Origin of the sequence: Methylobacterium sp. BTF04 (assembly GCF_010692745.1) — a bacterium.
Taxonomy (GTDB): domain Bacteria; phylum Pseudomonadota; class Alphaproteobacteria; order Rhizobiales; family Beijerinckiaceae; genus Methylobacterium.
Map to the genome: position 1 here is coordinate 1 of NZ_JAAHTB010000037.1, position 13,479 is coordinate 13,479.

A 13,479-nucleotide genomic window follows, 5' to 3' on the forward strand; every position below is an offset into this window, starting at 1 on the left:
TCACAGGCGGAGTCAGGCCGTCAACGACAAGGGTTCAAACTGATAGATGCTCAGCGAAGTCAGCTGTCACGTTACGAAATCGCTCTAGTCGGCTTAAATGGAATGTCAAAGGTATCAAACGATTTCGATGATCTTATTATAGAATTTCGCTTGCTTAAATACTCAACAGGAACACGGCGCACGATACTGGAACAGCACTATCCTGAATACGTATTTAAAGGACGGCGCGATAAATAGTTATGGTTTGGAGGAAGGCGAGAGGCTCTTGCGTCCAATGACTTTTACTGCCGCCTCAAACCGAGCATCCGACTGCTCATCACACCCAGCCTCGCGCGCCAACTCCTCGAACCGGCGGCGTTGCTCCTCCGGCGTCAGCTTCTCAGCGCCGAGCTTGCCGGGCGGCTTCGGACTGGTATGGGTAGTGACGGACAATGGCCAATTCCGTTCGATGCTCGCACCATAGCGGCATAGCCCTGTGACAGCAAAAATGTCGCGACGGCATTATAAATCGCCAAAACTGTCAGGCAGCCAATCTGCAACCTAGCATACTGGATTGCAGGCCTCACAACGACTCGATAGCTTGGCCGCAAACGAGGTCAGGCGGTGAAGCTTCATGTCAAGGGGTAAATGGGTCACGCTGAAGTTGCACCAACTTCGCTTGGATCAGGAAAATTATCGTTTGGGGCCACAAGCCACCCAACGAGATGCTATTCGGGCTATGATTGATGAGCAGGGTTCAAAATTAGTTCGTATAGCTAAAGACATCATGCAAATGGGTGGGATTAGTCCCGGCGAGCCGATTTGGGTCATACCCGCAGGAACAAGAGGGCAGTACATAGTTGAAGAGGGAAACCGCCGGATAACAGTTTTAAAATTACTTGAAACGCCAGCACTCGCTGACGGGACACCTCTGTCAAAACAATTCCGTAAACTTTCGAAAATTTTTGCTGAAAGCCCGATTAGAGAGGTCGATGGCCGTCTCTTTGACAGCCGAGAAGACGTTACACCTTGGAAGCGCAGGCGACACATGACTGCTGGTTCAGGTGTTGGGCTCGCGTCTTGGAAACCATTGGCCAAAGGTCGAGCCAATCGAGATATCGGCCTAGACGCGCCTCGCTCCTTAGCCGTCGTTGAGTTTTTTGGCGATGATCGTAGCGACCAATGGGCAGAAATACTTGAGGCTTTGGATGGTCGATGGACCACGGTTGACCGCGTCTTGAATGCAGGTCCGTTCAAGGAAACATTGGGCGTAGATATCAATCCGAAAACTAGCGTTGTTTCATTCGAGAATGGCGACGAAACGGCAGGCAAAGCATTACTACAGCGCATACTGTCCGCAATGGCGGATCCAGAGTTCGAATTTATACAGGTAGAAGATAAAGACGACCGCAAAGATTTTATAGATAAGTTTTCTGAATTTAATGTAAAAGCCGCGCCTGGCGCTCCAAAATGGGGTTATTCCTCGGCGCCTACTTCGCGAACGGCAGAACCCCAAAACTCACCATCAGTGGACGAGCAAACGGACGCGCAAATTGAGGCAAGCTCGGATGAATCTCTTCGCCCCGTGCAGCGATCGAATCCATCGCCGACTCGGCGACAAGCTACTGACGCAAGTAGAAAGACATTAGCGCCGCAAGGTGGCCCAAGACTATTGCCTGTTCGAGGAATTAGGCTGGGGCCTTTATACAATGAATGCAGAAAGATTATTGTCAAAAACAATGAGAATGCTGCTGCATTTCTCGTGAGAGTGTTCATAGAGTTGAGCAGTGAGGTTTATCTTGAAGTAAAGAAAGTCCCTATCCCTCCGAATTTGAAGAATAAGAGTGTCACCGAATGGAGCGACTACAAGGTAAAGCTGTCTGAGAAAATATCAGCTGTAATTCACTCAATTGATCCGTCCGGCAAATCTCCGATCTTTGTTCAAGCTAAATCGGCTATAAAGCCAGATTACATTGGTCATTTTTCAATCAAGACACTTCATAGTTATTTTCACAACCATCACGTTCTACCGGAAGAAACGACTGTGAAAGCAAGTTGGGATGGGTGGGAGGCCTACCTTCGAGCGCTCCACACCGCGCTGAACGAGCCGGATTGACGCGATGGCCAACGCATTCTGAATGAGCTACAGTGCGATATGGAACAGTTCACTTCTCCGCTGCGCTACCCCGGTGGGAAGGGTAGGCTGACACAGTTTGTCGCCGACCTTATCGACGAGAATGGTCTTTCTGGCTGTGAGTACGTCGAGCCGTATGCCGGAGGTGCCGGTATTGCGATAACACTGCTGTATCTCGAATATGCTAGTCATATTCACTTAAATGATATCAATAAATCCGTTTACGCTTTTTGGGATGCAGTTCTCAGAAATCCGGAGGATTTATGCCGGTTGATCCGCGATACTCCTTTGAGCATGGATGAGTGGTACCGACAAAGATCCTTACAGTTCGATTCGGCGGCAAATAGTATCGAGCTTGGTTTTTCGACTTTCTTTTTGAATAGAACTAACCGATCTGGGATAATAAAAGGTGGCGTAATCGGTGGGAAAAGTCAGCTGGGGGATTGGAAGCTCGATGCACGCTACAATGCAAAGGAGCTAATTGCGCGAGTTCAGAAAATTGCAAGCTATAGCTCCCGCATTAGCTTATACAATCTCGATGCCGCCGTTCTCATTCGCAATGTCTTGCCAAGCCTTCCAAAAGAAACTTTGGTATATTTGGACCCACCTTATTACATCAAAGGCAAGGGCCTCTACGAAGACCATTATAGCCATGATGATCACGCCAGCATCGCCAACATTGTCCAAAAGGAACTGCGCCTGCCGTGGATCGTGTCGTATGACAATGTGGAGCCTATTAGAAATTTCTATGCTAACAAACGGCAAACAACTTTTGGAATTTGGTATACTGCAGGCAAAAAGCACGCTGGCAAAGAAGTCATGGTCTATAGTGACGAACTTAAAATACCAGCCGTAATAGAGCCTTCACGAGGCATTGCGGCTTGAATATTTATACCTTCCTAATCCAGTCGCTTTTTATGATTTCTATTATTGTAGAATTTCGCCGCCAGTACCAATTTTTTGATAAGTAAGCCGCTTCCCAATGATGCCTCGAAGTGCCCGATCCGCTCGCTCAGTATCGTTCACGCCAAGCTTCACTCGGTTGTTGTACCGGAAATCAAACTCGGCGAGATAGCGGTGAAGGTGCTGCTTGCCGCAGTGTTGGTAGACGCCCTTCATACCGCGCTTGAAGACGGAGAAGTAGCCCTCGACGGTGTTCGTGTGGACGATGCCGCGCACGTACTCCTTGGTGGAGTGGGTGGTCATCTGGTGGTCAGCGAATGTGGTCCCGACCTTCGTGTAGATGCTGGACTCGTCGGTGAAGAGGCTGGCTTCCTTGAGGATGTTCGCCTCGATAATCGGGCGAAGGGTCTCGGGACGGATGTCGTCTACTACGACGGAGCGAACCTTGCCGGCGTCGCGATCAAGCAGGGACAGCACTTTCATCTTATGATGGTAGGCGCGCTTCTTCGGAACGCCAGGCTCGCGACCGATGAAGGTCTCGTCAGCCTCCACGATGCCGCCAGCGCCGGGCATACCGTCGATACCGCCCATGGGGGCGAGAGCGCCGTCGCGGATAGCTTCGCGAATGCGGTGCGTTAGGAACCACGCGCTCTTGTAGGTGATGCCGAGCGCCCGATGGATCTGGTGGCTGCTTACACCCTTCTTAGAGGCGCACAGGAGGTAGACGGCCTGAAGCACCTTGTGGAGCGGGATATGGGCGCTCTCGAAGACCGTCCCGACTTTCAACGTGAACTGCTTGCGGCACTGCTTCTCAGCGCACTTGCGGAGGCCACGGCGGGTCTTGGACAGATCGTAGTGCTTCGCGTTCAAGGAGCCGCAGTGCGGGCACACCGGACCGTTCGGCCAGAGCTTCGCCTCAAGGTAGGCGAAGGCGGCGTCTTCGCAGTGCAGGTGGGCGGTGGAAAGGCTGGACATGGGTAGGGCTCCGATGCCCAAACCCTACCTTAAGTCGCGTGGTGTGTAAAGGATATAATCGCCCTTCGTTTCACGCGTCCGTGCTGGAATCCGCGACCTCACTGGGAAAACCGTAGACCTCCAGGGGATCGCCGACCCCCCTGAGCGGGAACGTTCCGAGACGGGCCAGGCGATGCCCGTCCTGCGATCGGGCGACGAAGGCACCCGAGAACAACACGGTGACGTCGAGCACCTTCGTCAGGCTTTCCAGGCGCGCCGCGACATTGACCGCGGGACCGATGATCGTGAAATCGAGACGCGTGCGCGAGCCGATATTGCCGTACATCACGGCGCCGACATTCACGCCGATGCCGTAGCCCAGCCTGCGCAACCCGGCGGCGGACCGCTGTTCGTTGAAGGCCAGCATGGCCGCATGGGCCTCCCAGGCCGCGGCTTGCGCGGCCGTGCAGGCGGCCGGCGTGTCGAGATGGAAGATCGCCAGCAGGCCGTCGCCCATGAACTTGAGAATCTCGCCACCGTGCCGCTCGATCGGCAGCGAGATGGCGTCGAAGTAATCGTTCAGCAGAGCGATGACGTCGTCGCGCGGCCAGAGTTCGGAGATCTCGGTGAAGCCCCTGAGGTCGATCACCAGAATGGCCGCCTCCACCGTCACGCCGCTGCCGCGCCGGGTCGCACCGTTGAGGATCAATTCGCTCGCATGCGGTCCCACATAGGTGTCGAGGAGCAGCCGGGTCAGACGGTTCTTGTGCCGGACCTCCGAAACCACCGCCAGGGCCGGCACCAACGCCGCCAGCATCGCCAACTCGTCCTCGGCAAAGCCGCCGGCCCGGTCCGCCGCGAAGGTCACGATGTGGCGCTTGCCGAGCGTGAAGAGCAGCGGCCAGGCGACGTAGTCCGTCAGACCTTCGCCGCGCAATTCGTCGTAGAGCGCATGGCCGTTCCCCTGATGATCCGCCTCATCGAGGCGCTGGCGGACCTCGTCCGCGCCCGCATGGATCTCGGCCGCCGGGCTGTGCTTGAACTGGCTCGTATCGACGATGCCGTAGTCGAAATTGGTGGTTTCGGCCTCCTTCAGCCCGGTTCGCCACAGGATGCGGGTCCCCAGCCACAGGGGATGGTGCGTGCGCAGGTACACCGTCGCCCGCGCCACGGGCACGCCCGCCTCCGCCACACGCCGGCAGAATTCGACGAAGATGTCGTCGAGGTAGCGCATGTCGAGGGTGCCGCGCAGCAGCCAGTCGAGGATTTCGGCACGCTGCTGCGCGCGCGCGGTCGGGCGCGGTCCATCTTGCGGCGGAGGGATGCTCATGGCCACGCGTGGTTCCCTGTCTCCGTCCGGTTCGAGGGCGGGACGATCCTCCTCCGAGTGTGGCCGTCGATCGCGCTTTAAGGCAAGACATCCGCCGGACCGAGAGGCCGAATCTGCGGCGCTGCGCGGCGGCGCCAGTGACCCGTCTCTCGGCACCGCGCTTCGCTCTGCTGGGGGAGTGGCGGTTCGGCACCCCTCGACCTTCGACAGGCAAGACCGCGACATGCTCATGAAATTTCCGCTGGCGCTGATCCTGAGCTTTGTCGGCGGCTACGTCGATACGGTCGGCTTCCTCGCCCTCCAGGGGCTGTTCACCACGCACGTCACCGGCAATTTCGTGACCTTCGGGGCGGCTTTGGTGCACGGAGCCTCGGGCGCCTGGGCCAAGCTCCTGGCCCTGCCGGTGTTCTGCGTCACCGTCATCCTCACCCGCCTCGGCAGCCAGGTCCTCGAACGCAAGGGGCATCCGGTCCTGCGGGTGCTGCTCTCGGTCCAGTTCTTCACCCTGTCGGTCGGTGCGGTCCTGGCCATCGCCTTCGGTCCGTTCGCCGACGGCGACCGCTGGGAAGCGCTGGTCACCGGGATGGTCCTCGTCGTGGCGATGGCGGTGCAGAACGCGGCGCACCGCACCCATCTGTCCGATGCCCCGCCCTCGACCATCATGACCGGCACCACCACGCAGATCATGATCGATCTCGCCGACCTCGTGCACGGGCTGCCGCCCGGCCACCCCGCGCGGGCACGCATCCGCACAATGTCGGTGGCGGTGGCCACCTTCGCGCTCGGCTGCGCCCTGGCGGCTCTCCTGTTCTACCTCGCGGGTGCGGCGGCGCTGCTGCTGGCACCGGCCGTGATCCTCGCCGGGACACTCGGGGAGGAGCCGGCCGGCCGCGCCAAGGCCTGAGCCGATCCTGCTCTCCACCCCGGTGAGCATCGTCAGCGTCATCCGCACTCTGCGGCATTTCGGTTTCCTCGAACCGAAAAGCGTGATCTTTTCGCGGTCTCGCCGACCAGCATGGTCGGCATCCCGTCGTCCGAGAAGGACAGCCGGCGAGGTCACGTCCTGCGATGAACCCCACCGGTGCACGCGCCCGGCGGATTGCTGGCGACCTCCGCCGGTCCGTGCGCCGAGCCATCGCTTACCTCGCGAAACACGCTGACCCCGACCCCCGCAGCGAGACGGAGATCACAGGATGAGCTGGCACGGTGCCGAAGACCCGATCCCGGGCCATCACTTCAGCTGCGACGCGATCAAGACCCTGATCGTGCCGCGCTCGCGCGACCTCGGCTCCTTCGCCGTACGGCGCGCGCTGCCCTCCACCGCGTGCCGGATGGTGGGTCCGTTCATCTTCTTCGACCAGATGGGGCCGTCCGAGTTCCTGCTCGGCCAGGGCATGGATGTGCGACCGCATCCGCATATCGGATTGTCCACCGTCACCTACCTGTTCGACGGGGAGATCATGCACCGGGACAGCCTCGGCACCGCGTTGCCGATCCGTCCGGGCGAACTGAACTGGATGACCGCCGGGCGCGGCATCACCCATTCGGAACGCACCGGAGCGGGGCTGAGACAGACCGGCTCGACGCTGTTCGGCATCCAGAGCTGGGTCGCCCTGAGCGCGCAGGACGAGGAAAGCGCACCCGCCTTCGAGCATTACGAAGCCTCGGCGCTGCCGATCCTCACGGGCGAAGGCAAGATCGTCCGCCTCATCGCCGGGGAGGCCTTCGGCGCGCGATCGCCGGTGCGAACCTCGAGCCCGATGGTCTACGCGGACGTGACGTTGGAAGCGGGCGCCGTCCTGCCCATCGACCCGACCTACGACGAGCGGGCCATCTACACGGTCTCCGGAGCGATCGACATCGCCGGGGACGGATTCGGCCCGGGCCAGCTCCTGGTCTTGCGCCCGGGGGACCAGATCAGCGTGCGGGCGATCGAACCGGCCCGGTTCATGGTCCTCGGCGGCGAGCCGATGGAGGGTCCGCGCCATCTGTGGTGGAACTTCGTCTCCTCGCGCCTCGATCGCATCGAGCAGGCCAAGGAAGACTGGCGCCAAGCGCGGTTCGACACGGTCCCGGGGGAGTCCGAATTCATCCCGCTGCCGGATAGTCCCGCGCCTGTCCGATATCCCTGATCGGACCCGGGCGACACGTGGCGTGGATTTGCCATTCTGGGGAGGGGCGGTGATCGCGCCTCGGACGGCGGCAGACATGAGCGGCTCTGGTGCTGAACGCGATCCGCAGGGTTTTCCCCCGGATCGGTGGTTCATGGCTGCGAAACGGGGCTTCCGGCCTGCGACCTCAGCCGACAGGGCCAACAATCTCGGAGCGAAGTTCCGGCAATCCCTCCACAAGCAACCCTGAACTCATACCGTCCAAGATTTGCAAGACAGACAGACTATCACAGTTCGTGCCGATTTCATTACTTTTAATACAGATAGTCGCCGCTGTATCTATTAGTAGTTTTATTGTAAATCCTAAGATGCGGAACCTATCGGGATGGTTTACGATAGGGGCAACGTCCTGAATGTCAGCCTATCGAATTTTATCGGACAACCAATTTATAGTGTTTCAAGATGAAGATTAATTAGACATAAATAACTGATATATTTACTATATCTGATACTTATGCTGATTATCTATAATGAAAATATTCAGCCGATCTGATACCGCTCGCAATACCGAATAACGGCACGACCACTATTGAATCGTATACAATTATTGTTCGAATTAAAATCACATTAAGAGAAAATTTCGCCTCCTATTCGATCTTAAATTATCTTTGTAGACTTGATATTGCGAGAGAAGCCATGTTAGCGCAACGGACCTGAGAAGGTAGCCGAAATGGTACGGCAGATCCTGCGATAGGCTCGACCGCGAGACGGCCGCTGACGCGTGTGACGTGGGAACCGTCACCGGTCTAGTCGCGGACGCGAGACGGAGGCGATGACGCGTGGCCTACGTTGACGGTGGATGATGCCCGAGGCGCGGGATTCCATCGAAGCGTCACCCTGAAGAGGTTCGAGGTACCGCCTTCATATGAAGAACGACAGCAAACTCCAGAAGGGATTGGTCCGTTCGGACGTGCCGATCTTCCGTCCGTGAAGTGGATTCCCCTATGGTCAAAGAAACGCCGACGTGGCGAGGAAGCCGACATGTCAAGCCAAACAAATAAAGCCTTTTTCGACCAATTTTTCCCGGGCGATTTCTGGTCCAGCCTCGATCGATCCCGTTTCGTCGAAGAAGATCATTCGATGTTCGGCGATGAGCATATCTTCGAATTTCTCATCAGAACCATGCGGCCTCAAGAGATCGTCGAAATCGGTTCGTGGAAAGGGCATTCCGCGAATTACATGATGGATCTGTGCAAGAAAAACAACATCGATGCGCGTGTAGTCTGTATCGATACCTTCTTGGGTGGCCCCGAACATTGGGTTTTACCGGGTGGTCTCGAGACCCTTCATCGTGAACTCGGCCGCCCCACCATACTGGAGCGTTTCCTTGGAAACACCTTGGCGCGCGGCAATGCCGGTAAGATTTTCCCGCTGACATCCGACAGCTACGCCGCCTCGGAGATCCTGCGTCTAACGGATTTCAAAGCCGACTTGATCTTCGTCGATGCCGGTCACGACCCGGTCTCGGTGCGGAACGACATCATGCGATATTACCCACGGCTCAGCGAGACCGGCGTAATGTTCGGCGACGATTACCAATATGAGCCGTTGGCCGATACCGTTCACGCATGTGCCCGCGAGCTGGGCGTCCAAGTTCTCGTCAGCGCAAGGAAATGGGTGTTTGCCAACGAGGCTCTGATGCGGCGTATCACCGTGCCCGACGTCCAAGTCCGGCAGAGTTTCGAGGGCTGGGTTCACCCGTAGGCCGATCGCGCAGGTCGCACAGGCAACGCAAACAGCCCAACCCGAGATGTTTTCATTTCGGCGTTGAGAACTTTGAAGCGCCCGACCGCCGATGCGCGATCGGGCGAGCCCCGTTCCATCCCTCACCGGCTTCCGGCTTTCGGAAACTGGTGTGAAGGGGTGTTCGTGGTCCTGCGTTTCGCGGCCGCCCCGGGAGATGGGTCGCACGTGTCGGCCATCGCCGTCGCCCTAGGTTCCTGGAATGGATCGCACCTTTCCCCTGACCCGCGACGCCGGGCTCGAACGCCTGTCCGACTTCCTCACCGGAGCCGGTTCCGACTATGCCGGATCGCGCAACACCGATCGCGGGCCCGGCGGGCGGGCGACGACGTCGGCGCTGTCGCCTTATCTGCGACGCAGGCTGGTCACGGAGGCCGAGGTCGTGGCGGCAGCCATCGCCGCCCATGGCCCGGACGGTGCCGACAAATTCGTGAGCGAGGTGTTCTGGCGGACCTACTTCAAGGGGCACCTCGAAACCCACCCCGAGGCCTGGTCCGGGTACCTGTCGGGCCTCGCCGCGGCTCAGGAGCGGATCGCGGCGGAACCCGGATTGCGCCGGATCTACCAAGCGGCGACCGAAGGCCGGACCGGCATCGACGGCTTCGACGATTGGGCCCGGGAACTCGTCGGGATCGGGTGGCTCCACAACCATGCCCGGATGTGGTTCGCTTCGATCTGGATCTTCACCCTGCGGCTGCCCTGGGAGCTCGGCGCGGATTTCTTCCTGCGCCATCTCCTCGATGGGGATCCGGCGAGCAACACCCTGTCCTGGCGCTGGGTGGGCGGGCTCCATACCCGTGGCAAGCACTACGTCGCCCGCGCCGAGAACATCCGTCGCTACACCGATGGACGCTTCGATCCAGCCGGGCTCGACGAATACCCCGACCCGCTGGACGAGCCGATGCCGCCGCGGGAGGTTGCGCTGGCGCCGGCCGCCTCGCCGCCGGATGGCGCGGTCGCGTTGCTGCTGCATCTCGACGACCTCCATCCGGAAAGTCTGCCCCTGGGCCCCGCGAAGGTCGTCCGCATCGGCGGGCTAATGTCCCACGCGCCCGGTGCATCGGATCGCGTCAGGGCGGCGGATGCGGCGGCGATGTCGGATGGGTTGGACAGGGCGGCGGCGCATTTCGGCTGCGACGCGCGGATCGTCGCCCCCGGCTGGTCGGGCGATCGTCCCGTCGTCACCGCATGGGCGCCGGTCGGCCCGTCCGCCGAAACCCTGCCATCCGAGTGCATCCGGATTCGCCGCCGTTGGGACGAGGCGACGTGGCGGCTATCGACCCGCGGCTTCTTCAAGGTGAAATCGGCGATTCCGCGGCTGGTGGAGCAATGTTCAGACACCGCATGACGGCGTCATGCCTCGCGTTGTCCGAGGAATCCCCCCGTGCGGCGGACATTTCCGCCGATGTAACGTTTCGTAACAACGGCGTCTTTCGCGTTGCCGAGTGGTTCGGTCTCCGTATGCTCGGGGCATGAACGACGGTCCGACCATCGTCATCGTCGAGGATGACAGCGACATCCGCAGCCAGCTCGCCAGCTACCTGGAGGGCGAAGGATTTCGCGTGGTGGGCCTCGATGGCGGCGCTGGGCTCGACCGTCTCCTCAAGGCAGGACCGGCGCCGGACCTGATCGTCCTCGACTGGATGCTCCAGGGCGAGGACGGTCTGTCGATCTGCCGGCGCCTGCGCGAGGCCGGCGGTCCGCTCATCGTCATGCTGACCGCCAAGGACGAGGACATCGACCGGGTGCTCGGCCTGGAGATGGGGGCGGACGACTACGTCTCGAAGCCGTTCAACCCCCGCGTGCTGCTCGCCCGCATCCGCGCCGTCCTGCGCCGCTCGGATGGGAACGGGGCCCGAGCGGCCGATTCCGACCCGGAAAAACTCACGGTGGCCGACCTCGTCGTCGACCTCGCGGCGCGCAGTGTCACCACCGGGGCACCCGCCGCCGAGATCGCGCTCACCAGCGCCGAGTACGACCTGCTGCACTGCTTCGTCACCCGGCCGCAGCGGGTGCTCTCGCGCGACCAGCTTCTCGATTGGACGCGGGGCCGGACGGCGGATGCCTTCGACCGCACCATCGACGTCCAGGTGAGCCGGCTACGGCACAAGCTCGACGCGTCGGGCAGCACCGCGGCGGCGTTGCTCAAGACCGTGCGAAACGCCGGCTACATCCTGGCCGCGCCGGTGAAATCCGGGTCGTGATGGCCCGTGTGGGCCTGCTCGGCCGCATCATGCTGCTGCTGCTCGGCGCGCTCTCGGTCCTGGTGCTGGCCACCGTCGCCCTGGACAGGTGGCAGCGGCGGCAGGAGCATTCCCCCTACGCCACCCGCTTCCCGCGCCTCGAGCAGACCGCCGGCATCATGACGCTGCTGCGGGATGCGGATGCCGGGCAACGCACGGCCATCCTCAGGGCGGTGAGCGGTGAGGCGCTGAAGGCGGAGATCACCGACGCGCCGCTTCTCGAGAGCGGTTTGATCCGCGAGCCGCGCCTCGAAGCGCGTCTGCATCGCATGGTGGGGGATTCGGACGGTCGGATACGGGCGTTCACCGATTCCGACATGCTGCGTCGCGGCGTCGATCCGGCGGAGGTCGAGCAGAGCGACACCCATTGGCCCCTGGGCCGGTTGGCAACGGCCACCTACGATCTCCCCGACGGTCGGACCTTGATCGTCTCGGCCTTCGCGCATCACCGTTCGTTGATGCCCTGGTTGCTCGGCCAGCCGCTGAGCCTGTGGGTGGCCGTCCTCGGCGCCGCCGTCGCCGGCCTCGTCCTGGTCGGGACACGCCACGAACTCATCCCGTTGCGACGCCTGACCGAAGCGGTGTCCCGCTTCGACGGCCGTGCGCCCGAGGCGGTGGTCACCACGCACGGGGCGCCTGAGATCCGCCGGCTGTCCCGCGCGGTCCAGGCCATGCAGGAGCGGATCGCCGGCCTTATCGGCGAGCGCTCGCTGCTGATCGGGGCCATCTCGCACGATCTCAAGACCTTCCTGACGCGCCTGCGCCTGCGGGCCGAGGGGGTGTCGGAGCCCGAACGGCGGGGCCGGCTGATCGCGGATCTCGACGGGATGACCGCGCTGATCGAGACCTCGCTCAGCTTCGCCCGCGGCACTGCGGTGGAGGTGGGCCGCAGGGCGGTGGACATCGCCGATCTCGTGGCCGTCGAGGTCGCCGAGCACGCAGCACAGGGGACGCCCATCAGCCTGAGCGGCGAGGACGTGGAGGACGCCGTCGTCGCCGGCGATGCGGTCGCCTTGCGTCGGGTCGTCGCCAATCTCATCGAGAACGCCGTCAAGTTCGGACAATCCTCGATCCTCGTCGCGGTCCGACGGGCCGGCACGGTCTGTCAGGTCGTCGTCGAGGACGACGGTCCGGGTATCCCGGCATCGGAGCGCTCGGCGGTGTTCAGCCCCTATTATCGGATCGAGGGGTCGCGAAACCGGCAGACCGGCGGCACCGGTCTCGGGCTCGCCATCGCCCGGCAGATCGCGGAGGCGCATGGCGGGTCGGTGGTGGCCGAAGCGGCCTCGCTCGGGGGCGCGCGGCTCGTCGTGACGCTGCCCGCGATCTCCTGACGGCGGAGGCCGGAGCGCGGGCACCGGTTACACAACGTTACCCAGAGGCATCGGCCCGTCACATCCGGGAAGGAGCCATGGACGAACCTCCCCTCATCCGTCGCGGCGATCTGGCCGGGACGGCGGGACACCGGGAATTCACCCCAGGTCCCGCTCACATGAGCAAGTGGAGTTCATCGATGCTGAAAATCCTCGCCCCGGTCGCTGTCCTGCTGGCCCTCGCGGTCCCGGCCTCGGCGGTGCCGCTCATCCAGAATGCCGTGTCCACCGGGTTTGACGGCGCCCAGATCATCCAGGTCTACGGCGGCTGCGGTCCCTATCGCCACCGTGGTCCCTATGGCGGCTGCCGGACCGGCGGCCAGTGGGGCGGCTATGTCCGCGGAGCCTCGTGCCCGCCGGGATTCCACATCGGCCGCTATGGGCGCCGCTGCTGGCCGAACTGACTGCGTTCGCACGGTCCGATACGAATTGAGGGCGCCGGCGAGGGACCGCCTCGCCGGACCCGTCTGGTCGGCTCGCCCATCACCGCTATCGGCGCGGCGTCGCGCTCGCCGATCGAGGCCCGCGGAGTCTCATCCGGCCGCATCAGGTCAGTTTTCGACGCGACGGCCGGTGTCGCGTTACGGCCGGTAACGGGGCCGATCGCGAGAAACAGAGGGCCGTGTGCCGCCGTCTACAGCGATCGACG

12 protein-coding genes are annotated in these 13,479 nt (G+C 61.4%); 10 read left to right on the forward strand and 2 right to left on the reverse strand.

Annotated elements, in window-relative coordinates:
* The 3 genes from G3T14_RS18395 to G3T14_RS18405 all read left to right on the forward strand — a co-directional run.
* Window positions 1-237: putative phage abortive infection protein (locus tag G3T14_RS18395; protein WP_163643994.1), on the forward strand; the 237-nt coding region annotated here is incomplete at its 5' end.
* A 376-nt stretch (window positions 238-613) separates the two neighbouring features.
* On the forward strand, window positions 614-2,095 hold the full coding sequence (locus G3T14_RS18400) for a hypothetical protein (RefSeq protein ID WP_163643995.1): 1,482 nt from the start codon (window positions 614-616) through the stop codon (window positions 2,093-2,095).
* A gap of 39 nt (window positions 2,096-2,134) precedes the next feature.
* Window positions 2,135-2,998, forward strand: a complete 864-nt coding sequence (locus G3T14_RS18405; protein WP_163643996.1) for a DNA adenine methylase — start codon at window positions 2,135-2,137, stop codon at window positions 2,996-2,998.
* A 42-nt stretch (window positions 2,999-3,040) separates the two neighbouring features.
* On the opposite strand, the gene G3T14_RS18410 is transcribed toward G3T14_RS18405, so the two are convergent.
* Both G3T14_RS18410 and G3T14_RS18415 read right to left on the reverse strand, forming a co-directional pair.
* Window positions 3,041-3,991 (reverse strand): IS1595 family transposase, encoded by a 951-nt coding sequence (locus G3T14_RS18410; protein ID WP_163643997.1) that lies wholly within the window; start codon window positions 3,989-3,991, stop codon window positions 3,041-3,043.
* Window positions 3,992-4,061: 70 nt separating this feature from the next.
* On the reverse strand, window positions 4,062-5,300 hold the full coding sequence (locus G3T14_RS18415) for an adenylate/guanylate cyclase domain-containing protein (protein ID WP_163643998.1): 1,239 nt from the start codon (window positions 5,298-5,300) through the stop codon (window positions 4,062-4,064).
* Between the two features lie 229 nt (window positions 5,301-5,529).
* Here G3T14_RS18415 and G3T14_RS18420 point away from each other — a divergent pair, with 229 nt between their 5' ends.
* The 7 genes from G3T14_RS18420 to G3T14_RS18450 all read left to right on the forward strand — a co-directional run bounded on the left by G3T14_RS18420 (window position 5,530) and on the right by G3T14_RS18450 (window position 13,234).
* Complete coding sequence (locus G3T14_RS18420; RefSeq protein ID WP_163644025.1) at window positions 5,530-6,204, forward strand: YoaK family protein; 675 nt, start codon at window positions 5,530-5,532, stop codon at window positions 6,202-6,204.
* Between the two features lie 289 nt (window positions 6,205-6,493).
* Entirely contained in the window at window positions 6,494-7,432 is a 939-nt protein-coding gene (locus G3T14_RS18425) for a pirin family protein (protein WP_163643999.1), read from the forward strand.
* Window positions 7,433-8,452: 1,020 nt separating this feature from the next.
* Entirely contained in the window at window positions 8,453-9,175 is a 723-nt protein-coding gene (locus tag G3T14_RS18430) for a class I SAM-dependent methyltransferase (protein WP_163644000.1), read from the forward strand.
* Window positions 9,176-9,416: 241 nt separating this feature from the next.
* Window positions 9,417-10,562 carry an FAD-binding domain-containing protein gene (locus tag G3T14_RS18435; RefSeq protein ID WP_163644001.1) on the forward strand — a complete coding sequence of 382 codons (1,146 nt, stop codon included), beginning with the start codon at window positions 9,417-9,419 and terminating at the stop codon, window positions 10,560-10,562.
* A 124-nt stretch (window positions 10,563-10,686) separates the two neighbouring features.
* A complete protein-coding gene (locus G3T14_RS18440; RefSeq protein WP_163644002.1) occupies window positions 10,687-11,418 on the forward strand; it encodes a response regulator transcription factor in 732 nt (243 codons plus the stop codon).
* On the forward strand, window positions 11,418-12,791 hold the full coding sequence (locus G3T14_RS18445; protein ID WP_163644026.1) for a HAMP domain-containing sensor histidine kinase: 1,374 nt from the start codon (window positions 11,418-11,420) through the stop codon (window positions 12,789-12,791). The genes G3T14_RS18440 and G3T14_RS18445 overlap by 1 nt, the downstream gene beginning before the upstream one ends.
* A 179-nt stretch (window positions 12,792-12,970) precedes the next feature.
* Window positions 12,971-13,234, forward strand: a complete 264-nt coding sequence (locus tag G3T14_RS18450; protein WP_163644027.1) for a hypothetical protein — start codon at window positions 12,971-12,973, stop codon at window positions 13,232-13,234.
* Window positions 13,235-13,479 lie beyond the last annotated feature (245 nt).